This is a genomic window from Bradyrhizobium lablabi (assembly GCF_900141755.1).
Lineage (GTDB): Bacteria > Pseudomonadota > Alphaproteobacteria > Rhizobiales > Xanthobacteraceae > Bradyrhizobium > Bradyrhizobium lablabi_A.
Window position 1 is genome coordinate 4,543,534 of sequence record NZ_LT670844.1, and the last position, 21,692, is coordinate 4,565,225.

Genomic DNA, 21,692 nt, shown 5'->3' on the forward strand with positions numbered 1-21,692 from the left:
CACAGGTCACGGTGTACCGGCGGCGCGTCGATGCTCATGATTGAGCCGAACGGTGGAAATGCGATCTCGGCGAACAGGTGCTGCGCGCTGCCGCTCAGCATTCCCGTGAGGCCGGATTGTCGGATGCACGTGGAGTCGGTCGGGTGATGGAGAACCTCGAAGTCGTCACGTAACCTGCTGAGATTGAAGGATTGTCTTTTGATGCGTATCCGCGAGGGACAAATTTGGGGACAGGTTGGCTGAAGGACGGCTCCAACAGGTCCTGCTCAGCAACCAGAGGCGGTGCTGCAAGCTATTGAGCTGGTTTGCTTTTTCAGCGGCGCGCAACTTCCCTGCCAGCAAGACTACCAACGTTCTCAGTTTGAGGTCGCATGGATCGCATCGGATGTGACGCTCACATCGTCGGCGTTCCTTTGCATCACTTATGCCTTTGGTACCGAAACAAGCGGCAGCCTGAAACGAAATGTGGCGCCGCCTCCGGTTCGGTTCTCGGCCCATATCCGGCCGCCGTGGGCCTCGACAATTGTTCGCGCGATGGACAAACCCATCCCCATGCCCTGCGGCTTCGTCGTGAAAAACGGTTCAAACACCTCCTTCAGCTTGTCCTGCTGAATGCCCGGACCACGATCGGAGACGGAGACTTCGGCGAAGTCATCGATTGACGCGGTCGAAACCGTAACCTTGCGTTCGGCATTCAGTGAAGCTGACGTCGAATCGATCGCGTTCACAATCAGGTTCAGCAAAACCTGCTCGAGTTGAATTCGATCACCCTTGATCGAAAGCGCGGTTGACGTCAGGAAGCTGGCCAATTCAGCTTCTCGTGCGACTGCAGACAGTGAGACGAACGCCAGCGTCTCACCGACGACTTCGTTGAGGTCGAGATCCCTGAGCTCAAACGGAGTTTTTCGCAAAATGCTTCGCAGGCGACGAATGACCTCGCTGGCGCGCTCGTCGTCTCGACGAATATCAGCGGCTATTTCCTTGAGCTCATTCATGTCCGGTACCGGAGACTTGAGTATGACCTCGAGCGTCTCGGCGTTGGTTAGAATGTTGCCAAGCGGCTGGTTAAGTTCGTGCGCAAGTGACGCGGTGAGTTCGCCGGCCATCGAATAGCGATTGACGTGCGCAAGCTCGGCCATGCGTTGGCGCGACTGAACTTCGGCGTAGATTCGCCGCCGCCGCTCATAAAGCAGACCGGTAATGAGAGTGGCCTGCAGCAGGATCACGAAACCCACTAGCGCGATCTGCCAACGATAGCGTTCCCAGGCGGCCGGTTCGCGGAAGTAGATTTCGCTGCCGGGAAGCAGGCGCCCCTCGCTGATGCCCCAGCGCTGCAGCTGCCGCCAGTCATACTTGGCAGGACCATACTCCAGGACCGGCGTCTTTATGTCGGCTGGCTTCTCACCCGACAGGATACGAATGGCGACGTCCGAGGCCGCCCGGGTGCCATCTGATACCGAAGTCATTGGGCCGCCGACGATCTCGCGGCCAAAGAACGAATCGTCATAGGAAAAGATGGGTGCATTGGCGACTGCATAGAGTCTCCTCAGCGCGCTGTCGCCTTCGTGAACCGCACCGATGGCGTCTACCTGAGGCTGAATCCAGAAAATCGCGCTGCGTATGGGAAGCGTCGCCGCTCGATTCAGGATCTCCTCGAAAGATAGGTCATTGAAAAAGATAAGCTTCACGCGGTCCTTGGAGGCCTCCAGCTCTCTCGTTATTGCTCCGATCCAGAAACGTTCGTTCGGAGAGTTGCCGACCACCACGGCAATCGTCTTTGTGTCGGGTAAAACCTGCAAGATATGACCGAACAGAATGCCGATGTTCTGTCGGACGGCCACCACCGTATCGTTTCCTGTCAGTGTGAGTTGCTGCACGCGGCGCTCGTCGACAGCGGTCAGCACCATAGGAGTGGCGGGAAAGAGATCACTCCGGTGCCGTTGAACAAAGACGGCAGCGGGAGCTCCAAACGCCACGACCATGTCCGGCGCCTGGTTGGAAAACACCGCACTGAGGTACTCAACGAATTGAACCTCCGCATTCTCGTCCTCGGCCCGCGCTGTGATCACTGGAAAGTCTTCGATGACCAAGGGCCAATGCGATCGGCGATCAAGTTCCTGTCGAAGCGCCCTTGCATATTCGCTCCAGGGTTTGAAATTCTGGCCATAGGAATGAAGAAAAACAATGCGCATGGGTGCCGTCGCAGCCACGCTCTCCGCCGTTGCAAGCGCGAGGGCTGCAGCGATTGCCATCAGCGTTATTGTCCAAGACGCGTATTTCGTCACCGCCACCTCGAACCGGGGCGCCAAGTCGCTGGCCAATTGCCCCCTAGGCTACCACCGGAGAGGAGGTCTCGCCAAATGACACCTTGACACAGCAGTCCGTGACTAACCTGCAATCAGGTTTGCGGCGGCAACAGGTAAAGCGTGATTGCGAAAATGATGTAGACGGTCAGGGTCAGAGCACCGACAAACCATGCCGAGCGGCCGGTACTTGTAACAAAAGTTGCCGTTACGCTTGCGATCAGCATCATCGCGACGGCGCCGCGCCAGAACTGCAGGTCCATCGGCGTCGGTCCGAGCAGATAGCTGGCAAGGACGAGCACCGGAGCAACGAAAAGCGCGATCTGAACCGCGCTTCCAAGCGCAATGCCCACGCTCAAATCCAGGTTGTTCTTGCGCGCGGCGGCGAATGCGGAGACCATTTCTGCGGCCCCGCCTACCAAGGCAACGACGATTATTCCAACGAAGGCCGGGGTGATACCGAGCGCGACGGCGGCTTGTTGGACGGACTCGACAAAGACTTCGCTGACGAGCGCAACCAGAACCGTCACTGCGGCTAGTGTTCCCAGGGCAAGTGACAGGGGCCATTCCTCTTCTTCTGAGCCGTGATGGTCCTTGCTGACGAAAAGCTCGCGATGGGTTTTGAGTGAGAACGCCAGGCCCAAGCCGTAGGTGACAATGAGCAAGACGGACAAACTGACACTCAACGAGTGCGTGAACGCGGCACTGGCAGCGTTGTCGGCTGCCGCGAGCAGCGATGGAACGAGCATTGCGATCGTCGCAAGGAAAAGCATCCCGGCCTGAAGCCGGGCAGAATCCCGGTTGTATTCCTGGATATGGTACTTCAACCCGCCGAGCAGAAGCGACGCACCCAGCATGAACAACGAGTTTGTGACGATCGCTCCGGCGATGGACGCCTTCACCAGGACATATTGTCCGGCGCGCAGCGCCGCCAGCGCGATAAGCAGTTCGGTCAGGTTGCCAAGGGTGGCATTCAGCAGGCCGCCGAGCAAATCGCCGGTCTTGGCAGCGACTGACTCAGTGGCGCGGCTGAGCAAAGCTGCCAGCGGCACAATGGCGGCAACGGAGAGCAGGAACAGGAGCGTGTGCGCTTCTGGCCGCAGCAGTTGCGCCACGAGCACGACAGGCACCAGCACGAGCAGCCAGAACAACGGAGTGCGGCGAATCTCTTCAAGGAGAGGATTCATCTTGCTGCCTCATACAACCCCAGGCCCTTCATGCGCGAACCGCGGCCTGGTCTTCCCAGTCCTCCCACTCCACGTGGTTGATTTTCAAGTAGCTTGAGACGGCTGAGCCGATGGTCGGGAAGAAGTAGCTTTCGCCGAGCTGCGCGAACAGCCCAAATCGCTTCAGCTTGTCCTTCACGGGGTCCTTGAGCTCGGCAAAGCAAAGCTCGATGCCCTGAGCGTGCAACGCTTCGTCCAGTTCGGCGACGCTATCGCAGGCGGTGACGTCGACGCTGGTGACGGGCTCGGCCGCGACAACTAGCCAGCGAACGGGCGTCGGCGATGTCGCCACCGCGTCCAGAACGCGCTCCTTGAAGAACTCGGCGTTGGCGAAGAACAGCGGCGCGTCCCACCGGAACAGGACCAGCCCGGGGACGCGGCGCGCATCAGGATATCTCGTGATGTCGTGATAGCCCTTGACGCCGTGCGCGCGGCCGAGCACGGCGGAGTGGGGGCGCCAGCCGTCCCAAAGAAACTCGGCAATAGCGACGGCAATCGCAAGACCAATCCCCGGAATCGCGCCAAGTACGGCCACGCCGACGAAGCACAGCACGGTCAGCCAGAACTCCCATCGCTGAATGCGATAGATCCGCCTGAGATCGCCGATCTCGATCAAACCGATTGCAGCCGCGATGACGACGGCCGCCAATGCGGCATTGGGCAAATGCTGCAGGAGGTTCGGCGCCATCACGAGAAGGAAGGCGATGGCGAGTGCGCCGACGACGCTGGTCAGTTGCGTGCGTGCGCCTGCGGCCTCGGCGACGGGCGTCCGCGAGGCGCTGCTGCTGATCGGGAACCCCTGAAAGAAGCCGGTTGCCAGGTTGGCGGCGCCGAGCCCCACCATCTCCTGGTTTGGATCAACCTTGTCGCCCAACCGCGCGGCATAGGTTCGCGACAGCACGCTGGTATCGGCGAATGAGACCAGTGCGATGGCGCCTCCGCCGAGCAGCACTGGAACAAGATCGTTGTAACCGATCCAGGGAACGGAAAAGGCCGGCAAACCCTGAGGAAGAGGTCCGAGAACCTTCACGCCATATCGAGCGGCGAGCCCGAGCGCACCGACGACGATGGTCGCGCCGACAACTGCAATCAGAATGCCCGGCAGCCGCTTGTTGTCCTTGAGCAGCAGAATGACGATCAAGGTGCCGAGCCCGACGGCGAATGCAACCCAGTTGGTCTTTCCGTCAAGGATGGCGCCGCCAATCGCCCACAGGTCCCGCAAAGGTCCTTCGCTCTCGATGGAAAAGCCAAGCAGCTTTGGCAACTGACTGATCAACACGGTCAGAGCAATGCCGTTCATATAGCCGTAGCGGATCGGCTTGGAGAGAAGCTCGGTCACAAAGCCGAGCCGCGCGAGGCCTGCCAGAACGAGCACCGTGCCTGAAACCAGGGCCATCATGGCACCGAGCGTCACCGCGCGAGCGGGGTCGCCACCAGACATCGGGGTGACAACACCCAGGATAACAGCAGCCAGCGCTGAGTCCGGTCCTAGGACGATGATACGGCTCGGGCCGAACACGGCGTAGGCCAGGAGCGGCACGATCGTCGCGTAGAGACCGTGGATGCCCGGCAGGCCAGATGCCGCGGCGTAGGCGATGCCAACCGGGACCAGCATCGTCGCGAGCACGAGGCCGGCGAAAATGTCGTGCGGCAGCCACGCCGCTTCGTATCGCCGGAGCGTGCCGATCCCGGGCAACCAGCGGATCCAAAGGTTCACCGCGCTACTCCACAATCCAGTCGCCAATTGACTGAAAGGGCGAATGCCATCAGGATTTGCTCGTCTTGGTGACGAGCTTTGATCTATCTCAAGCTGATCGCGGCAAGGGAGGCTCGGCGCCCGACCGACAAACCTGGGTCAAATGGGAAAACGGCGGCTCTACGCAGTGGCAGCTATCGTGCACAAGGCTGCGGGTACGACCTTCCCTGTGCGCGCCGCCTTCGCGGTGACGCTTTTGGTCGTCGCGTCAAGCCCGGACGTGGTGGCCGCCATTCCGCTCACTCCTTTTCGCTATGAAGCGCAGGCGCAACGGCACTGTCCTGACGACACCGTAGTATGGCTCGATTTCCGCAAAGGCGTCTACTATGCCAAAGGGCAAAGATATTACGCCCGTGGCTTCCATGGCAGCTTCGTGTGCAGGAATGAGGCGCGCGGCAGCCGCTATCGCCGATCTCTCGGGCTTCGCTAACAGCGATTCCGGCGATTCAAACGAGCTGCAACGACAGGTGTCTGACCTGTGGATCGCCGCCTGCTCGGGCACGGAAGCCAAATCCGTTGAAGACTTTAAGCATTGCCGCGTTCTCAGGCAAAACCTCGGCAGTCAGCTCTTTCAATCCCGCGTCGCGGGCGATTGCGAGCAGGTGACGCATGAGCGCCGTCCCGATCCCTTTGCCTTGATGGGCATCGACCACGACAAACGCCAGTTCGGCCTGGCCGGGCTGCGTAACGATGTAGCGGCCTCCGCCCGCGATCACGGACTGGCCGTCTTCGTCGATCTGCGCAACCAGAGCAACGTGGTTGGTGAAATCGATGTTCATGAAAAAGGAGACCTCCTTGTCGGAGAAGCCTCGCTTGGGAACAAAAAAGCGGCGCTGCAGCGATTGGACGCTGGTGCGGTCGACCGCAGCGAGCATGTCTTCCTGGTCGTCCGGCCGTAACGCACGAATTTCGATCGAGCGGCCGTCGCGGAGACGTTCGACGGAGGAATAGTCAGCTGCCCTTGCCATCATTGCCCTGATCGGTTGCGGTGCTCCGAGCTAGGGGACCCCAAGCCATCCGCCAACGCTTGATCTGGATCAAGCTCGACGTTCGACAAGCATCGATAGGCTCGCCGGACAACGCCCTAATGGGTAGCGACAATGGCCTTGCGCGCAATTCGGCAGAACCGGTCGGGCGAGGAGGTGATCCAGATCGCCCTTCGCCTTGGCTTGCTCGCCGCGCTCATCGTCTGGTGCTTCGTTCTTGTTCGTCCCTTCATCGGCATCCTGGCCTGGAGCGTTGTCCTGGCCGTCGCGTTGTACCCGCTCTACGCTTGGCTGTTCGACCATCTTGGGCGGCGGCCAAAGCTCGCGGCAACTATCATTACGGTGTTGGCGGCTGCGATTGTGATCGCTCCCGCGACGTGGCTCGGATTCGGTCTGGTCGAGGGGCTAGGCAACATTTCCGAGCAACTCGGCTCGGAACGCCTGTCTGTGCCTTCACCTCCAGCCACGATCAAGGATTGGCCGCTCGTCGGCGATCGGCTCTACGATCTATGGACTCAAGCGTCCGCGAACCTTGAATCTGTTCTCACCCAGCTGGCGCCCCACGTGAAGCCGCTGCTCATCTCTACGCTTGCTGCGGTGGGCGGCATGGGCCTCGGCGCGCTCAAATTCATCGCTGCTGTGATTTTGGCAGGCTTCCTGCTCCCGTCGGGCCCGCGGCTAGTGGCGGCAAGCAGGTCTATTATGGCAAGGCTATTACCGGAACGCAGCGAGGATTTTGTTGCGCTGGCCGGGGCAACCATTCGCTCCGTGTCCCAAGGCGTGATTGGCATCGCCCTGGTGCAATCGTTCCTCTTTGGAATCGGGCTGAAATTTGGCGGAATTGCCAATGCCGGGTTGCTGGCCTTCGTGGTGATGATCCTGTCGATCCTGCAACTCGGCGCGGCGCTCGTTTTGATTCCTTGCATCATCTGGATCTGGATGACCAAGGACTTTGCGCCTGCGCTCCTCGTGACCGTCTATCTCGTGCTCGTCGGCTTGTTGGACAATGTGCTCAAGCCCCTGCTCATGGGCCGCGGCTTGACGACGCCGATGATCGTCATCTTCATCGGATTGTTGGGCGGAACATTTGCCCACGGAATTGTCGGCCTGTTCATTGGGCCAATCATCCTGGCGGTCGCCTGGGAACTGATGATGGCGTGGATCCGTGACGAGCAAACCCAGGACGTTCCAGCGCCCGCAGAGCGCGTTCCTGCCGAAATCTGAAGGTTCTGCGACGGCCTCGACTAGCGAGATACCGTCCGTGTGCAATGTGCGCGCCTGGGTGCGACCACGAGCCACCCCTTGACCTATGTCAAAGGGTCAGTCGAAGCGGGCGCCATCCTCAGTCACAAGTTCAGACAGTGAGAGATTTCAAGCATGTCCACCGAACTTCCGAAAATCCCGGACAGCGCTCCGCCCTCATTCTTCGCCGTGGCCATGGAATACCTCGTCGATGCGGGACAGCGCAGCGTGCTGTTCCTCGACGTCATGCGCCAGCGCGGACTTCAATACCGCGAACATTTGGCGGAAACCGTGCCGCATGTCCTCGACTACAGTGTCGAGCTGATTGTCGACGGCAGAACTCTCGAACGGCCCGTCAATTACGGGCTGGTGCGGATAACACCTCCAAAGGGAGTCGAGATCGACCTGAAACGCCGTCCGTTCGTCGTTGTCGATCCGCGCGCGGGCCACGGTCCGGGGATCGGCGGATTCAAGGCCGACAGCGAGATCGGCGTGGCGATGAAGGCGGGTCATCCCTGCTACTTCGTCGGGTTCCTTCCCGAGCCGATGCCCGGGCAGACAATCGAGGACATTGCGCGCGCCGAAGGGGTGTTCCTTGAGAAAGTGATCGCTTTGCATCCCGACGCCGATGGCAAGCCGTGCGTGATCGGCAATTGCCAGGCCGGTTGGGCGGTGACGATCCTGGCTTCGCTGCGGCCCGAGATGTTCGGGCCGATCATTATCGCCGGCGCGCCGTTGTCCTACTGGGCCGGCGTGCGCGGCAAGAATCCCATGCGGTATTCGGGTGGCCTCCTCGGTGGCAGCTGGCTGACCGCGCTCACCAGCGACCTCGGCGCCGGCAAGTTCGACGGCGCCTGGCTGGTGCAGAATTTTGAGAACACGAATCCCGCGAACACGCTCTGGACCAAGCAATACAATGTCTATTCCAAGGTCGACACGGAAGCGCCGCGCTATCTGGAATTCGAGAAGTGGTGGGGCGGACACGTCAACCTGAACGCCGAAGAAATCCAGTTCATCGTCGATGAGCTCTTTGTCGGCAACCGTCTGGCGAGAGGTCTGATCAAGACGTCCGACGGCGAGGTCGTCGATCTGCGCAACATTCGCTCGCCGATCGTCGTGTTCTGCTCCAAGGGCGACAACATCACGCCGCCGCAGCAGGCGCTGGGCTGGATCCTCGACCTCTACAGTGACGTCGACGAAATCAGGGCTTATGGCCAGACGATCGTGTACACGGTGCATGAGACCGTCGGCCATCTCGGCATTTTCGTTTCGGGCGGAGTCGCGAAAAAGGAGCATGCCGAGTTTTCGAGCAACATCGATCTGATCGATATTCTGCCGCCCGGGCTTTACGAAGCGACGTTCGAAGCGAAGTCCGCCGATACTGCCAATCCTGACCTCGCGTCAGGAAAGTGGATCATGCGATGCGAGCGACGCACGCTCGACGACATCAGGGCGATGGGAGACAACAGCCAAGAAGACGAACGACGCTTCGCGACGGCGGCCCGCGTGTCGGAGATCAATCTCGCCAACTATCGCAAGTTTGTGCAGCCGTGGGTGAGGGCCATGGCGACGCCGCAGATGGCGGAATGGATGCGCAAATGGCATCCGCTGCGCGTCCAATATGAGGCGCTCGCCGGGCAAAACCCGCTGACCAATGCGATTGAAACGACCGCAGAAAAGGTCCGTGAGCATCGCAAGCCGGCTGCATCGGACAATCCGTTCCTTGTATTTCAGGAGACCGTATCCAAAGGCATCGTGAGCGCGCTCGATCAATGGCGCGACGTCCAGGAGGCACTCAGCGAAAGGATGTTTCTCTCGGTCTATGGCTCGCCCGCGCTGCAGGCCGCGGTCGGGATCGATCCCGAAGCGGATCCGTCACCCAAGCCGGAAATGTCGCAGGATTATCGCAAGCGCCTGGACGCCCGCATCGCGGAGCTGAAGTCACGTATCGCAAGCGGCGGATTGAGAGAGTGCGTCATTCGTGGCCTGCTTTATGTCGGCGCCTCGCGCGGCATGGTCGACGAGCGAAGCCTCGAGGCATTGCGTCGGGCGCGGACGAATGACAGTGGATCGCGGCTGACGCTGTCCGAGTTCAAGGCTCTGGTGCGCGAGCAGTTCTTCATGCTGCTGCTCGAGCCTGAGGCGAGTCTTGCGGCAATCCCGGAATTGTTGCCAGAAAAAGCGGAGGCGCGCCGCGCCGGCCTCGCGGTGATCCGTGAGGTACTTTCGGCAAGTGCTGAAATTTCCGGCGAGGCGGCTAACCGGCTGCACCGGGTAACCGAATTGTTCGGCGTCACCGAAGACGACGCGACGCAAGCGAACGCAGGCCCTTTCGACCCGCAGGCGAAGGCCTCGTAACCGGGAGCCAAGCAATGAGCGCACAAGTGGCAGGTGAAGCACGGCCTTCAAAATACGACCGCCTGATCGCGGCGGCAAAGGCCGTCCCGACGGTCACGACGATCGTGGTGCATCCCTGCGACGAGGCCTCGCTGCGAGGCGCAGTTGACGCCGCCGAAGCAGGCATCATCAAGCCGATCCTTGTCGGCCCCGCGTCGAAGATCGCGAGCGTTGCCGCAAAGCACAACATCAACATCTCGGGCTACGAGATCGTCGACGCCGAGCATAGCGAGGAGGCCGCCGCGAAGGGGGTCGAGCTCATCCACGCGGCCAAGGGCGAAATGCTGATGAAGGGCAGCCTGCACACCGACGAGCTCATGCGCAGCGTGACGGCCAAGGGGACGGGACTACGGACCGATCGGCGCATCAGCCATGTCTTCGTAATGGATGTGCCGACCTATACCGACACCGTCTTCATTACTGATGCAGCCATCAACATTTTTCCGGATCTCGATGGCAAGCGCGACATCATCCAGAACGCCATCGATCTGTTCACGCAGGCCGGCTTCGGCACGCTACCTAGAGTGGCCATTCTGTCCGCTGTCGAGACGGTCACCTCGAAGATCCCGTCGACCATCGAGGCCGCGGCGCTCTGCAAGATGGCCGACCGTGGGCAGATCACCGGCGGCCTGCTCGATGGTCCCCTCGCGTTCGACAACGCAATTGATACCGAAGCTGCGAGGATCAAGGGCATCAGGTCGGAGGTCGCCGGACGTGCTCAGATCCTCGTGGTGCCCGATCTTGAATCCGGCAACATGCTGGCAAAGAACCTTGCCTATTTCGCAAAGGCCGATGGAGCAGGGGTCGTTCTCGGTGCCCGCGTCCCCATCGTGCTGACCTCTCGCGCGGATACGCCGCGTGCCCGCATGGCCTCCTGTGCGGTGGCAACCCTCCACGCAGACGGGCGCCGTCGGCTGGCCGTCAGTGCTGCCGTGTGATCGCCATGGATACGATCCTCGTCGTCAACGCAGGTTCGTCGAGCGTGAAGTTTCAAGTCTTCGCGGTCGATGGAGACGGCAGGTTGCAGCGGCAGCTCAAGGGACAGATGGACGGCATTGGAAGCCGCCCGCGGCTTCGCGCGACAGGGGTGAAGGGCGACACCCTGGCCGACCGCGCCTATCCGATCGAGGCGGTTGCGGATGTTTCGGCCGCGCTGATGGTTGCGGGTTCCTGGTTGCGGGACGAGCTCCGCATCACGCCGATGGCGGTCGGGCATCGCGTCGTTCATGGCGGTCCCGATCATGACCGTCCGATTCCGGTCGACCATGGGCTGGTCGCGCGCCTGGAGCGCTACATCGCGCTGGCGCCGCTACATCAGCCCCACAATCTCGCGCCGATTAAGTCTCTTCTCGCCAATTTTCCATCCTTACCGCAGGTCGCGTGCTTCGACACCGCCTTCCATCGTGGCCATGACGCGGTCGCGGACCAGTACGCGATCCCCTATCAGCTCTACGAAGAGGGGGTCAGGCGCTACGGTTTCCATGGCCTCTCTTACGAATATATCGCGAGGACATTGCCGAAGGTCGCGCCTGAGATCGCCACGGGGCGCGTGATTGTCGCGCATCTCGGCAGTGGCGCCTCGATGTGCGCCATGAGAGGCGGTCGCAGTGTCGAAAGCACGATGGGCTTTACCGCGCTCGATGGCTTGCCGATGGGAACGCGACCGGGCCAGATCGATCCCGGTGTCGTGCTCTATCTGATGGCGGAAAAGGGGATGACGCCTGGAAGGGTGCAGGACTTTCTCTATCGCGATTGCGGATTGAAGGGCTTGTCCGGCGTGAGCAACGACATGCGCGAGCTGCTGGAGAGCCATGATCCGCGTGCCGCCTTTGCCATCGACTATTTCGCTTATAGGGTCGGGCTCTGTGCCGGCATGCTGGCTGCCGCGCTACAGGGCGTCGATGCGTTCGTATTCACCGCCGGGATCGGCGAGAACTCAAGTGCAATTCGCGCCCGCGTGGCTGAGAAGCTCGCATGGCTCGGTGTCTCCCTCGATGCTGGCGAGAACGCCAAACACGCGCTGAAGATATCGCAGAGCGGCAGCCGCGTTCCCGTCTACGTCGTTCCAACGGACGAGGAACGGATGATTGCTGAGCACACTTTGTCGGTGCTGTGGGGCGCCAACTCAAACATCAAACACATGAGAGCGTCATGAACATTCCGGTATTCCCCGAGACGAAGGTGGCTTTGAAGGAAAAAAAGGGATTAATCGTGGGCATTGCCAACGATCAGTCGATCGCGTGGGGATGCGCCAAGGCGTTTCGGGCATTGGGCGCGGAGCTTGCGGTGACGTATCTGAACGATCGCGCGAAAAAGTTCGTCGAGCCGCTTGCCCAGGCGCTTGAAGCGCCGATCTTCATGCCGCTCGACGTGACGGTGCAGGGCCAGACCGAACAAGTGTTCGAGCGGATCGAAAAGGAGTGGGGGCGGCTTGACTTCCTGCTGCATTCGATCGCCTTTTCGCCCAAGGAAGCGCTGCACGGGCGGGTGATCGATGTCGGGCGGGACGGATTTCTCAAGACCATGGACGTGTCCTGCTGGTCATTCATGCGCATGGCGCACCTCGCAGAGCCGCTGATGAAGAACGGCGGCACCATGTTCACGATGACCTATTACGGCAGCCAGATGGTTGTAGAGAACTACAATGTAATGGGTGTCGCGAAAGCTGCGCTCGAAGCCGCGGTTCGCTATATCGCGGCCGAAGTCGGTCCCAAGGGCATCCGGGTTCACGCGATCTCTCCGGGACCACTCGCAACGCGCGCCGCGTCAGGCATTCCCGAGTTCGATGAGCTCCTCGACAAGGCGCAGAGCAAGGCTCCGGCTCGAAGTCTCGTCAGCATCGACGACGTCGGTGCCGCGACGGCGTTTCTTGCGCTCGACGGTGCAAAGCTCATCACGGGCGACGTCATATACATCGACGGCGGCTATCACATCATCGACTGAGACTTACACTGTCGTCGATCGGGCAGCTTTGGGTCAGCGATAGTGCAGGGCAATCAGATCGGCGACGCAGGCCGGGCGCTGACCGCCTTCGATCTCGATCACCATGTGGTAATTGACCCGCAACCCATTGGGCGGAACGTCTTCGGCCTCCGCAATGGTCGTGCGGCCTCGTAGTTTTGAACCAGCCGGGACCGGCGCGAGGTAGCGGATCCGGTCCGCGCCGTAGTTGAGCGTGTTTCTGAGGCCCTTGAGGCCCATTACCGAACGAATGAACATCGGCGCGAGGCTGAGGGAAAGAAGCCCGTGGGCGATGGTCCTGCCGCCCGGAAGCTCTTTTTCCGCTCTTTCCTGGTCGACATGGATCCACTGCTCGTCGCAGGTTGCCTTCGCGAACATGTTGATGCGATCCTGGGTGATCTCGACCCAGTCGCTCGCGCCGATTTCCTGGCCGACGGCGGACCTGATCTCGTCGAACCCATCGAATATTCTCATGCCATGTACCGCGTTCGCTCTGCAGCGAATCCTAGATTCTCATTTGGGGAACCGTTTCCGGGATCAGAAGATCGGCCTCCGTGACAGCCATCACCTCCGCCACGCTGACGCCCGGCGCGGTCTCCAGCAGCGTCATCTGTCCGCCCGGGAAGCTGATGACGGCGAGGTCAGTGACGACGAGATCGACGGGTCGAGAGGAGGTGAGGGGGAGCGAGCATTTCTGGACGATTTTCGATTTTCCCTTCGCGGCGTGCTGCATGGCGACGATCACGCGCTTCGCGCCCGTGACCAGGTCCATCGCGCCTCCCATTCCCGGCACCATCTTGCCGGGGATCATCCAGTTCGCCAGATGGCCTTCGCAGTCGACCTGCAGCCCGCCTAGGACGGTGACATCGACGTGCCCGCCGCGGATCAACCCGAAGGACATTGCGCTGTCAAACGTGGATGCGCCGGGGAGCGCGCTGATGGGCCGTCCGCCCGCGTCGGTCAAGTGCGGATGCACCATGCCTTGCTCGGGGATCGGCCCCGTGCCGATCAATCCGTTTTCGGACTGGAAGAAGACCTTGAGCTCCGGCGGAATGTAGTTTGCGACGAGAGTAGGAATCCCGATGCCGAGATTGACGAGATTTCCCGGTCGTAGTTCGAGTGCAACCCGTCGGGCGATCAGCGTTTGTGCGTCCATGGTTTCACCCGTTCGCGACGAGATAATCCACAAGTGGAGCAGGGGTGACGACGTGATCGGGTGCGATCACGCCGACCGGAACGATGTGCTCGGCAGTGACAATGACGGTATCGGCCGCCATCGCCATCACGGGATTGAAGTTGCGGGCAGTGAGCGCGTAAGCGAGGTTGCCGAGATAGTCGGCCAAAAATGCGTGGATCAGGGCGAAATCCGAGCGAAGCGCCGTCTCGAGCAGAAAGGTCTTGCCGTTGATCTCGATCGGCCGCTTGCCCTCCTCGACGATTGTCCCGGCGCCGGTCGGCGTAAGCACGCCCCCGAGGCCGCAACCGCCGGCGCGGATTCGTTCGACCAAGGTGCCCTGGGGTACCAGGTCGACAGCGATTTTATTCGCCATCATCTGCTGCTGGGCCCTCGGGTTTAGCCCGATGTGGCTGGCGGTCAGTGTCGACACCAGCGCGGCGTCGAACAGCTTTCCGACGCCCTTGCCCGGTACCGCGGCGTCGTTGCAGATGATCGTGAGCTCGGATTTCTGCTGGCGCACGAGCTCGTCGAGCAAACGCTCCGGTGTCCCCACCCCCATGAAGCCTCCGACCATCAGCCTCGCTCCGTTGGGGATCATTGCGACGGCTTCTTCCGCAGAAACGGTTCTCATCGCTCAGCTCCGATCATCACGCCGCCGGACGGTGGCGCGATGCTTGTTGGAAACTTGGGACCAGCAGCGCGCGACCCCTTGATCTGTATCAATGGTTCCGGCGGGCCTCAGGGCATGGCTGCCGCAGTGCGGCAGCCATGCCCATGAGGAGCCGGCATGCTCATTCAGCTACTGGTGGGGTCATCCGTCAGCGCGTTTAACATCATCCTCCACGCATCGGTCACGATGATCGCCGTACCGATCGCGCGCGCCGCCGCGCGGCGAGGTCCATCACGTCCGCTCCTATATCCGGCGGGCGTAATGATCGCGACCTCGCTCGTGCTGATGGCCGCGCATATTCTCGAGGTCTTTGTCTGGTCTGTCGCCTATGCCGTCGTGAATGCGGCGCCCGACGATGCGAACCTGGTCTATTTCGCGTTCGTCAACTATACCACGCTGGGCTATGGCGATGTGACACCGCTGGCGAAATGGCGCCTGCTCGGGCCGATGACCTCCATGAATGGCGTTCTGATGTTCGGCTGGTCCACCGCCCTCCTATTCGAGGTGCTGATCAAGACGATCGGCCAACACGCCGCTCTCACATCGGAGGCCGGCCACTCCGGCGAGCTATAGGTCCAATTTGGCCAGCTCGGATCGATTGCGCAGCACAATCTGCCGCTGGGTCTGGCCGAGGAAGTCGAGCAATCCCTTCCCGTGGAGGCATGAGAGGGTGCGGGACACTGTTTCGAGCGTGAGCCCGAGATAGTCCGCGATATCGCGCCGGCTCATCGGTAGCGCCATGACGCCAGCGGCAGTCAGCCGGCTGTCCATTTCGAGCAGGAACGCGGCGACCCGCTCAAGTGAGGTCTTGCGTCCCAGAAGCAGCATGTGATTTTCGGCGTGCTGAAGGTTGCTTGTCGTCATGCTCAGGAGATCGCGAGCGACCAGTGCGTCGGCTCTCGCGACGTGCTCAAGATTGACGCGCTTCGCAAGCCGAACGGTGGTATCGACGATCGCTTCCGCTGTAAAGCGATGGACTGCACCGTTCTCCAAGCCAAAGATATCGCCGACGAGGTGGAATGCACCGATCTGGCGGCGGCCATCGGAGAGCAGCTTGTAGCTCCGCACCGCGCCTTCGACCACCTGGTAGACATATTCCGCTGGCTCGGCCTCGCCAAAAACTTCCGTACCCCGGCTATATTTGAACTCGCTCAGTATGACCTGTGCGCGGGACAGGCCGTCATGTTCGCCGAGGAATTTTGGCCGGACGGCCGAATTGGCGTTGACGTTGACAAACATGGATCAATCTCCCTGTTCGCGTCCGTCAGGGAGCCGCCGCCCCTGTCAGGATCATGTACGACAGGGTCGGCGCGGTGGCTATTGCCCTGAAGGACAATGTCCCGAGGCGGACGCCGGTTCGCGGGCGGCCGCTCGTCGGGGCTGCGGTGTGCCGTCGCAGTGCACAAAGGCGTGTTCACCCCATCACAAGCGGATGTTACGCTATCGCCAAACTGCAAGTCGGGGTTGGGATGCCCGGTACAATACATATCGTCGACGACGACGCATCCTTCCGAACGGCGCTGGAACGTCGTCTCAAGAAGGCCGGGTATGACGTGGCAACCTATCCCTCCGCCCAGCAACTGCTCGATAAACTACCAGACGAGAACGGACGGGGATGCATTCTCCTTGATGTCAGGATACCCGGGTTGAGCGGTCCGGAGCTGCAGATACGGCTGAGCGAGCTTGGTTCGACGCTGCCGATCATTTTCCTGACGGGCTACGCGGACGTCCCGACCACGGTGAAGACGATCAAGGCAGGCGCGGAGGATTTCCTGACCAAGCCAGTCTCATCGGAGCAATTGTTGTCCGCCATCGAGCATGCTGTCGCACGTCACGAGAGCGCGCGACGTGCAGGGCAGAAGCTGAATGCGCTTCGCGCCCAGCTTGACACCCTGACGCCGCGCGAACACCAGGTCTTCGAACTTGTCGTACAAGGCAAGATCAACAAGCAGATTGCGCTGCAACTGGGAGCGACCGAGCGCACCATCAAGGCTCACCGACACAAGGTGATGGAGAAGATGGGCGTTCAATCTCTTGCCGAGCTGGTATCAATCGCCGAACGGATAGGCGTTCTCCGTCGCTTCTCCGGCGAAGGCCCTCAGAGCTGATCGCACTCTCCGGATATCATCAGACGTTTTTGGATGATTGTCCCAAGGGACAATAGGAACGAAGAGCTGCGCGGTATATCCAAAAAATATGCGCATGTGATTTTCTCGGAAGGCCCGTGGAACTATAAGCGTCAGTCAAAGATGTTCATCAGGCTTACGCCAAGCTTACGCAAAGGCAAAGCTTACACACGTGTCGCTTGAGGAACTTGCTCTGTTGCTCGATTGATGAGGAGCAAATCAAGGGATTGATCTTGTCGAATCGAAGGGTTGTTTTTGTGGTCGACGATGATCCGGGCATTCTCAGAGGCCTCAAACGGCTGCTCCGGGAACACGGCTACGACAGCCTGCTCTTTCAATCTGCGAAGGCATTTCAAGCTCACAATGATTTCGGGCAGGCGATTTGCGTTATTCTCGACGTTCAGTTGGACGGCGAGTCGGGAATAGAGGTCAGGTATCGACTGACTGAAGCCGGGATCCCGCTGCCGGTGATCTACATCACTGCCAACGATAGCGACGCCATTCGTACGGCGGCGATGCAGTCCGGATGTATCGCTTATCTGACAAAACCATTTCCGGCAAAGTCGCTCATTGAGCCGATCGAAAAAGTGGCTGCTGGGCTGGCCTAGCCGGACGTTTCGCAGGCCGGTCCCCCTCATTCATCAATCTCCCTCACTTGATCTATATCAACGTGCCGCCGCACAGCTGCGCTGCCATCACCGCTACAGCGCGCGCTTTGAAGGGGGATGACATGAAGCTGCATCAACGTCTCTTTGTCCGACTTGCCTTGGCTGGATTGCTGGTCTCGGGAATGTTGCCGATCGCGGCTCAAGCCGACACAGGCGGCGTGCGCGTGGTTTTTACAAAGGGTGGATTCATTGTGGGCGTCGGCGGCGGCGAAGGCGTCCTGACATTTCACGGCCGCCATTACCGCTTCAATGTGTCCGGCATGAGCGTGGGCTTCACGATCGGCGCATCGACCACCCAGTTGTCCGGGCGCGCCTTGAACCTGCGCAGCCCGGGCGACATCCAGGGCAACTATGCCGTGATCGGCGCCGGTGGTGCGCTTGCGGGTGGTGCCGGTGGCGTGCAATTGCAAAACGAAAAAGGTGTAATCCTGCAGCTCAGCGGTCCAAAGGTCGGCGTAGAACTGTCGGCGGCGGTGGGCGGCGTTACGATAGCACTCAAGTGAGCGTGCAGCGCCCCAGCGCGCTCCGGCTCAATATCGCTCCGCGACAAATTCCATGCCGCGCAGTGCCTCCTGATCGTCGTAGCGTCCCTTGCTTGATCGCTTCGGCAAGCGCACGCGCTCATGTTGCACCCGTTTGTATGGGATGGCTTCCAGGATGTGTGCGATACAGTTCAGCCGCGCGCGCCGCTTGTCGTCAGATCTGACAAGGGTCCAGGGCGCGTGCTTCGAACTCGTCGCCTTGAGCATCATGTCGCGTGCGCGCGAATAGTCGTACCAGAGCCGGTAGGATTCGGTATCCATCGGGCTCAGCTTCCACTGCCGCAGCGGGTCATCGATCCGCGCCTTGAACCGCCGCTCTTGCTCCTCCATCCCGACCTCGAGCCAGAGCTTGATCAGGATGATGCCGCCGTCGACGATGTACTTTTCGACTTCCGGGCAAAGCTCCAGAAAGCGCTCGTGTTCGTCTTCGCTGCAAAAGTCCATGACATATTCGACGCCGGCGCGGTTGTACCAGCTGCGGTCGAAGATCACGATTTCCCCTCCCGACGGGAAGTGCTGCATGTAACGCTGCACGAACATCTGGCTCTTTTCGCGATCGGAAGGCGCAGGAAGGGCAACCACGCGAAACACGCGTGGACTGATTTTTTCAGTGATCGCCTTGATGGTGCCGCCCTTGCCGGCAGCGTCTCGTCCCTCGAACAGGATGATGACCCGGAGCTTCTTGGCTTTCACAAATTCCTGGAGATGGCATAGCTTGACCTGAAGCTTGCGGAGTTCCTTCTCGTAGTCCTTCCGCTTCATCCTTGAATTTGAAGCCGCCTCTTCGCCCCGCGCCATGTTGTCGTCTCCGGACTGGGTCGGGATCAGCTTGACCAGCTGATGGTGATGCCGATGTCGCCAGGAACGCCGCCGGAGAAATCGATGACCTGATATTGGATGCGATAGCCCCGGGGCTTCAGGTAATCGGTCCAGAGCTGAAAGATCTCCTTCGGTATCCCCGTCAGCGTTTTCTCCCACCCCGGCTCCATCTGGTTGATGGCGCGGCCCTTGTCGGTGCAAAGCATGTTGGGAAATCGATAGACCTGAACTTCCTTCAGGCCGTTTCGCACGGCCCGCTGAATGACGCTGGAGGCAAGCCTGACCTTCTCGTCCTCCGAAAGTCCGGACGGCTTGCTGAGCTTCTCGATCAGCGCTCTTTTCTCGGCTTCGGCGGCGGCGGCCGCTCTCGCCTCCTCGTCGGCTTTTTCCGCCTCCTTGATCGCAGCCTGTTTCTGGATCTCCTTTGCCGTGGGCAGCAGATCGTCGATTTTTTCGGGCATGGGTCTCTCCTCGCAAGGCTCGGCATTTTCCTGGCGAGGATGCTGAGGGCGCGGAGGCTGGCGGCCTTGATCCAAATCAAGCCTCCGTTTGGGGTCCCCCTGCAGTCTTTGCACGGTCGAGCCGTTCGAGCCCGACCAAGCGTGCAGCGAGGAGAATGGAATGAGCGGGAGCCAAAAAGCCGTCTTGGCGGCGGTGACAATGTCGATTGCGGTCTCGGCAGGGCCGGCAAGAGCGATCGATTTTACCGGGGCGTGGTCTACCAGCGCGGAGGAATGTAAAAACGTATTCGTTCGGAAGGGAAAGGCGAACCAGATCACGTTCGCCCCGATGTCCGAGGTGCATGGCGGGGGATTTATCGCCGAGCCGAACCGGCTGATCGGACGCACCGCAAAATGCGCGATCAAGGCGAAAAAGGACGACGGTCAGACCGTGAACATCGTCGCAAGCTGCGCAACCGACATCATGCTCTCCACCGTCCAGTTTCAATTGAACGTGGTCAATCAGGACAAGGTCCGGCGGCTCTTTCCGGGGATGGAGGACATGGAAATCTTCTACTACCGCTGCCAGATCTAACGAAAATCGCCCGAGGCTCTGAGAGGAGGGTCGATTGCACGAACAGCTTCACCCGATGACACCTCTTCATTTGCCGTTCTATGTCGTCAAGCCCGGCGAGACCGACGTTTTGATGATCGTGATGGGAATCTTCCTGATTACTGCCGTGCTCGGCGTCGGCAACATCTATTTGCGATTGCACTCGTTGCCGGAGCGGATGGCGCACAAATCGCAGAAGCTGCAGTTTGAAATCGTCGCTATCCTGGGCTTGCTCGCGTTGTTTACGCACATCCACCTGTTCTGGATTGCAGCTCTGTTGCTGGCGGTGATCGATATCCCAGATTTTGGCACGCCGCTGCGCAGCATCGCCGGATCGGTCGAAAAGATAGCCGATTCAACAGAGGGAGCGGCAAAGCAGGAAGCCGCGGATGAAGAAAGCACCGCTCCGGCCGCGACGGCCTCCGACAAGACAGATCACGGCGTTCCGAAGAAGGAGGTGCGCGGTCATGCTTGAATTGATGCTCTGCTCGCTATTCACGTTGGTGCCAGACTATCTCTACCGGCGCTATGTCCAGGGCAAGCGCATTGGCAAGGAAATCACGCTCTTTTCGGTATGGTACGAGCTGCGATGGGGCATCACGGGCTGTCTGATGCTCACGGTCGGGCTCATCACGACGATCTTCTATTTCCATCCGTCGACCACTTCGGCGATGCTGTTCTTCCGGACGGTTCCGATCGCTCCTGAGACGATAGGACGCGTCGCAGAAGTCAATGTCGGCTTCAGCCAGTCCGTCACCAAGGGCACCGTGCTGTTCACGCTGGATAGTTCGAAGCAGCAGGCGGCTGTGGAAGCAGCCAAACGGAAGATCGCCGAGGTCGATGCGTCGTTGGTCTCCGCAAAGGTCGACGTGGTCAAGGCCGAGGCGCAGATTCAGCAGGCCAACAGCGACTACAAGCAGGCCAAGGACGAGCTGGATGTGAAGAGCGAGTTGCAGCGGCGCAATCCAGGCATCGTGCCGCAGCGCGATATCGAGAAACTACAGGTGCTCGTCGCCGGACGGCAGGCCGCGATCGATGCTGCCGCTGCAGCGAAAGAATCTGCGGAAATCAATGTTGCGACCCTTCTGCCGGCAGAGAAGGCAAGCGCGGAAGCAGCCCTTGCGCAGGCCCAGGTCGAGCTCGACAAGACCGTCGTCCGCGCGGGCGTCGACGGTCGCGTCGAGCAGTTTTCCCTTCGACCCGGCGATATCGTCAATCCGCTTGCGCGACCCGCCGGCGTGCTGATCCCGGAAGGCGCGGGACAGCGCTCTCTGCAGGCCGGGTTCGGACAGATCGAAGCGCAGGTGCTGAAGCCCGGGATGATTGCTGAGGCGGCGTGCGTGTCCGTGCCCTGGACTATCATTCCGATGGTCATCACCAACGTGCAGGATTATATCGCAACCGGTCAGTTCCGCGGCGGCGAGCAGCTGATTGACGCGAGCGCGGCGCGGCCCGGCACAATCCTCGTGTTTCTTGAACCAATCGACAAGAACGGTCTTGCGGATGTAACGGCGGGCAGCTCCTGCATTGTCAATGCCTACACCAGCAATCACGACAAGATCGCATCAAAGGACACTGGCGCCCTTCAGGGCTTCGTGTTGCACGCCATCGACGCGGTCGGTCTGGTGCACGCCATGCTTCTTCGCATCCAGGCACTGCTGCTGCCGATCCAGACGCTGGTCCTGAGCGGGCACTAAAAAGCGCGCGGTTCTCGGGCGGACCTTTGATCTTGATCAAGCGTCCGCTCTCCAGTCGGGGTTCCCTCA

General features: G+C 60.5%; 23 protein-coding genes. 13 read left to right on the forward strand and 10 right to left on the reverse strand.

What is annotated here, in order from left to right; genetic code table 11:
- Nucleotides 1–422: 422 nt before the first annotated feature.
- The 3 genes from B5526_RS21130 to B5526_RS21140 form a co-directional block, all read right to left on the reverse strand.
- On the reverse strand, nucleotides 423–2,252 hold the full coding sequence (locus B5526_RS21130) for a sensor histidine kinase (protein ID WP_079545157.1): 1,830 nt from the start codon (nucleotides 2,250–2,252) through the stop codon (nucleotides 423–425).
- Between the two features lie 146 nt (nucleotides 2,253–2,398).
- Nucleotides 2,399–3,490, reverse strand: a complete 1,092-nt coding sequence (gene cax, locus B5526_RS21135) for a calcium/proton exchanger (RefSeq protein WP_079541240.1) — start codon at nucleotides 3,488–3,490, stop codon at nucleotides 2,399–2,401.
- Nucleotides 3,491–3,518: 28 nt separating this feature from the next.
- Nucleotides 3,519–5,246 carry a SulP family inorganic anion transporter gene (locus tag B5526_RS21140; protein ID WP_079541242.1) on the reverse strand — a complete coding sequence of 576 codons (1,728 nt, stop codon included), beginning with the start codon at nucleotides 5,244–5,246 and terminating at the stop codon, nucleotides 3,519–3,521.
- Between the two features lie 208 nt (nucleotides 5,247–5,454).
- On the opposite strand from B5526_RS21140, the gene B5526_RS21145 reads away from it, so the two are divergent.
- Complete coding sequence (locus tag B5526_RS21145) at nucleotides 5,455–5,715, forward strand: hypothetical protein (protein WP_079545158.1); 261 nt, start codon at nucleotides 5,455–5,457, stop codon at nucleotides 5,713–5,715.
- Nucleotides 5,716–5,731: 16 nt separating this feature from the next.
- On the opposite strand, the gene B5526_RS21150 is transcribed toward B5526_RS21145, so the two are convergent.
- Nucleotides 5,732–6,253 (reverse strand): GNAT family N-acetyltransferase, encoded by a 522-nt coding sequence (locus B5526_RS21150; RefSeq protein WP_079545159.1) that lies wholly within the window; start codon nucleotides 6,251–6,253, stop codon nucleotides 5,732–5,734.
- A gap of 132 nt (nucleotides 6,254–6,385) precedes the next feature.
- On the opposite strand from B5526_RS21150, the gene B5526_RS21155 reads away from it, so the two are divergent.
- From B5526_RS21155 to fabI, 5 genes are all read left to right on the forward strand, one after another.
- Nucleotides 6,386–7,495, forward strand: a complete 1,110-nt coding sequence (locus tag B5526_RS21155; protein ID WP_079541244.1) for an AI-2E family transporter — start codon at nucleotides 6,386–6,388, stop codon at nucleotides 7,493–7,495.
- Nucleotides 7,496–7,648: 153 nt separating this feature from the next.
- On the forward strand, nucleotides 7,649–9,871 hold the full coding sequence (locus tag B5526_RS21160; protein ID WP_079541246.1) for a DUF3141 domain-containing protein: 2,223 nt from the start codon (nucleotides 7,649–7,651) through the stop codon (nucleotides 9,869–9,871).
- A 14-nt stretch (nucleotides 9,872–9,885) separates the two neighbouring features.
- Nucleotides 9,886–10,848: a phosphate acetyltransferase gene (locus B5526_RS21165; protein WP_079541248.1), complete on the forward strand. Its 963-nt coding sequence runs from the start codon at nucleotides 9,886–9,888 to the stop codon at nucleotides 10,846–10,848.
- 5 nt (nucleotides 10,849–10,853) lie between these two features.
- Nucleotides 10,854–12,065: an acetate/propionate family kinase gene (locus B5526_RS21170; protein ID WP_079541250.1), complete on the forward strand. Its 1,212-nt coding sequence runs from the start codon at nucleotides 10,854–10,856 to the stop codon at nucleotides 12,063–12,065.
- On the forward strand, nucleotides 12,062–12,853 hold the full coding sequence (fabI, locus tag B5526_RS21175) for an enoyl-ACP reductase FabI (RefSeq protein WP_079541252.1): 792 nt from the start codon (nucleotides 12,062–12,064) through the stop codon (nucleotides 12,851–12,853). Before B5526_RS21170 ends, fabI begins: the two co-directional genes overlap by 4 nt.
- A 33-nt stretch (nucleotides 12,854–12,886) precedes the next feature.
- Here the strand turns inward: fabI and B5526_RS21180 are convergent, their stop codons facing one another.
- From B5526_RS21180 to B5526_RS21190, 3 genes are read right to left on the reverse strand one after another with little or no spacing between them, the layout of a single operon-like run.
- On the reverse strand, nucleotides 12,887–13,345 hold the full coding sequence (locus B5526_RS21180; RefSeq protein ID WP_079541254.1) for a MaoC family dehydratase: 459 nt from the start codon (nucleotides 13,343–13,345) through the stop codon (nucleotides 12,887–12,889).
- Nucleotides 13,346–13,376: 31 nt separating this feature from the next.
- Nucleotides 13,377–14,027, reverse strand: coding sequence for a 3-oxoacid CoA-transferase subunit B (locus B5526_RS21185; RefSeq protein ID WP_079541257.1), 651 nt, complete (start codon nucleotides 14,025–14,027; stop codon nucleotides 13,377–13,379).
- Between the two features lie 4 nt (nucleotides 14,028–14,031).
- A complete protein-coding gene (locus B5526_RS21190) occupies nucleotides 14,032–14,679 on the reverse strand; it encodes a CoA transferase subunit A (RefSeq protein ID WP_079541259.1) in 648 nt (215 codons plus the stop codon).
- Nucleotides 14,680–14,835: 156 nt separating this feature from the next.
- Between B5526_RS21190 and B5526_RS21195 the strand changes: the two genes are divergently transcribed.
- Nucleotides 14,836–15,291, forward strand: a complete 456-nt coding sequence (locus B5526_RS21195; protein WP_079541261.1) for a potassium channel family protein — start codon at nucleotides 14,836–14,838, stop codon at nucleotides 15,289–15,291.
- Here the strand turns inward: B5526_RS21195 and B5526_RS21200 are convergent.
- The gene (locus tag B5526_RS21200) at nucleotides 15,286–15,957 is read right to left on the reverse strand and encodes a helix-turn-helix domain-containing protein (protein ID WP_079541263.1); all 672 of its coding nucleotides are present in this window, start codon (nucleotides 15,955–15,957) and stop codon (nucleotides 15,286–15,288) included. The genes B5526_RS21195 and B5526_RS21200 overlap by 6 nt on opposite strands.
- Before the next feature lie 230 nt (nucleotides 15,958–16,187).
- Between B5526_RS21200 and B5526_RS21205 the strand changes: the two genes are divergently transcribed.
- The 3 genes from B5526_RS21205 to B5526_RS21215 all read left to right on the forward strand — a co-directional run bounded on the left by B5526_RS21205 (nucleotide 16,188) and on the right by B5526_RS21215 (nucleotide 18,015).
- Nucleotides 16,188–16,826 (forward strand): response regulator transcription factor, encoded by a 639-nt coding sequence (locus B5526_RS21205; protein WP_079545160.1) that lies wholly within the window; start codon nucleotides 16,188–16,190, stop codon nucleotides 16,824–16,826.
- 275 nt (nucleotides 16,827–17,101) lie between these two features.
- The gene (locus tag B5526_RS21210) at nucleotides 17,102–17,452 is read left to right on the forward strand and encodes a response regulator (protein ID WP_244562016.1); all 351 of its coding nucleotides are present in this window, start codon (nucleotides 17,102–17,104) and stop codon (nucleotides 17,450–17,452) included.
- A 182-nt stretch (nucleotides 17,453–17,634) separates the two neighbouring features.
- Complete coding sequence (locus B5526_RS21215; protein ID WP_154071736.1) at nucleotides 17,635–18,015, forward strand: hypothetical protein; 381 nt, start codon at nucleotides 17,635–17,637, stop codon at nucleotides 18,013–18,015.
- Nucleotides 18,016–18,042: 27 nt separating this feature from the next.
- Here the strand turns inward: B5526_RS21215 and ppk2 are convergent, their stop codons facing one another.
- A complete protein-coding gene (ppk2, locus tag B5526_RS21220) occupies nucleotides 18,043–18,852 on the reverse strand; it encodes a polyphosphate kinase 2 (RefSeq protein ID WP_079541266.1) in 810 nt (269 codons plus the stop codon).
- Nucleotides 18,853–18,878: 26 nt separating this feature from the next.
- On the reverse strand, nucleotides 18,879–19,334 hold the full coding sequence (locus tag B5526_RS21225) for a hypothetical protein (protein ID WP_079541268.1): 456 nt from the start codon (nucleotides 19,332–19,334) through the stop codon (nucleotides 18,879–18,881).
- Nucleotides 19,335–19,494: 160 nt separating this feature from the next.
- Here B5526_RS21225 and B5526_RS21230 point away from each other — a divergent pair, with 160 nt between their 5' ends.
- From B5526_RS21230 to B5526_RS21240, 3 genes are read left to right on the forward strand one after another with little or no spacing between them, the layout of a single operon-like run.
- Nucleotides 19,495–19,908 carry a hypothetical protein gene (locus tag B5526_RS21230; protein WP_244562017.1) on the forward strand — a complete coding sequence of 138 codons (414 nt, stop codon included), beginning with the start codon at nucleotides 19,495–19,497 and terminating at the stop codon, nucleotides 19,906–19,908.
- A 34-nt stretch (nucleotides 19,909–19,942) separates the two neighbouring features.
- The gene (locus tag B5526_RS21235; protein WP_079541270.1) at nucleotides 19,943–20,401 is read left to right on the forward strand and encodes a hypothetical protein; all 459 of its coding nucleotides are present in this window, start codon (nucleotides 19,943–19,945) and stop codon (nucleotides 20,399–20,401) included.
- Nucleotides 20,394–21,623 carry an HlyD family secretion protein gene (locus B5526_RS21240; protein WP_079541273.1) on the forward strand — a complete coding sequence of 410 codons (1,230 nt, stop codon included), beginning with the start codon at nucleotides 20,394–20,396 and terminating at the stop codon, nucleotides 21,621–21,623. Before B5526_RS21235 ends, B5526_RS21240 begins: the two co-directional genes overlap by 8 nt.
- Nucleotides 21,624–21,692: the final 69 nt, after the last annotated feature.

Excerpts from the sequence above, each read along its gene's own strand:
- B5526_RS21160 (WP_079541246.1), top strand. The coding sequence starts at position 7,649 with ATGTCCACCGAACTTCCGAAAATCCCGGACAGCGCTCCGCCCTCATTC.
- fabI (WP_079541252.1), top strand. The coding sequence starts at position 12,062 with ATGAACATTCCGGTATTCCCCGAGACGAAGGTGGCTTTGAAGGAAAAA.
- B5526_RS21230 (WP_244562017.1), top strand. The coding sequence starts at position 19,495 with ATGAGCGGGAGCCAAAAAGCCGTCTTGGCGGCGGTGACAATGTCGATT.
- B5526_RS21195 (WP_079541261.1), top strand. The coding sequence starts at position 14,836 with ATGCTCATTCAGCTACTGGTGGGGTCATCCGTCAGCGCGTTTAACATC.
- B5526_RS21130 (WP_079545157.1), bottom strand. The coding sequence starts at position 2,252 with ATGGCAATCGCTGCAGCCCTCGCGCTTGCAACGGCGGAGAGCGTGGCT.
- B5526_RS21205 (WP_079545160.1), top strand. The coding sequence starts at position 16,188 with ATGCCCGGTACAATACATATCGTCGACGACGACGCATCCTTCCGAACG.
- B5526_RS21180 (WP_079541254.1), bottom strand. The coding sequence starts at position 13,345 with ATGAGAATATTCGATGGGTTCGACGAGATCAGGTCCGCCGTCGGCCAG.
- B5526_RS21185 (WP_079541257.1), bottom strand. The coding sequence starts at position 14,027 with ATGGACGCACAAACGCTGATCGCCCGACGGGTTGCACTCGAACTACGA.
- B5526_RS21170 (WP_079541250.1), top strand. The coding sequence starts at position 10,854 with ATGGATACGATCCTCGTCGTCAACGCAGGTTCGTCGAGCGTGAAGTTT.
- B5526_RS21165 (WP_079541248.1), top strand. The coding sequence starts at position 9,886 with ATGAGCGCACAAGTGGCAGGTGAAGCACGGCCTTCAAAATACGACCGC.
- B5526_RS21240 (WP_079541273.1), top strand. The coding sequence starts at position 20,394 with ATGCTTGAATTGATGCTCTGCTCGCTATTCACGTTGGTGCCAGACTAT.
- B5526_RS21215 (WP_154071736.1), top strand. The coding sequence starts at position 17,635 with ATGTTGCCGATCGCGGCTCAAGCCGACACAGGCGGCGTGCGCGTGGTT.
- cax (WP_079541240.1), bottom strand. The coding sequence starts at position 3,490 with ATGAATCCTCTCCTTGAAGAGATTCGCCGCACTCCGTTGTTCTGGCTG.
- B5526_RS21200 (WP_079541263.1), bottom strand. The coding sequence starts at position 15,957 with ATGTTTGTCAACGTCAACGCCAATTCGGCCGTCCGGCCAAAATTCCTC.
- ppk2 (WP_079541266.1), bottom strand. The coding sequence starts at position 18,852 with ATGGCGCGGGGCGAAGAGGCGGCTTCAAATTCAAGGATGAAGCGGAAG.
- B5526_RS21155 (WP_079541244.1), top strand. The coding sequence starts at position 6,386 with ATGGCCTTGCGCGCAATTCGGCAGAACCGGTCGGGCGAGGAGGTGATC.
- B5526_RS21150 (WP_079545159.1), bottom strand. The coding sequence starts at position 6,253 with ATGGCAAGGGCAGCTGACTATTCCTCCGTCGAACGTCTCCGCGACGGC.
- B5526_RS21190 (WP_079541259.1), bottom strand. The coding sequence starts at position 14,679 with ATGAGAACCGTTTCTGCGGAAGAAGCCGTCGCAATGATCCCCAACGGA.
- B5526_RS21225 (WP_079541268.1), bottom strand. The coding sequence starts at position 19,334 with ATGCCCGAAAAAATCGACGATCTGCTGCCCACGGCAAAGGAGATCCAG.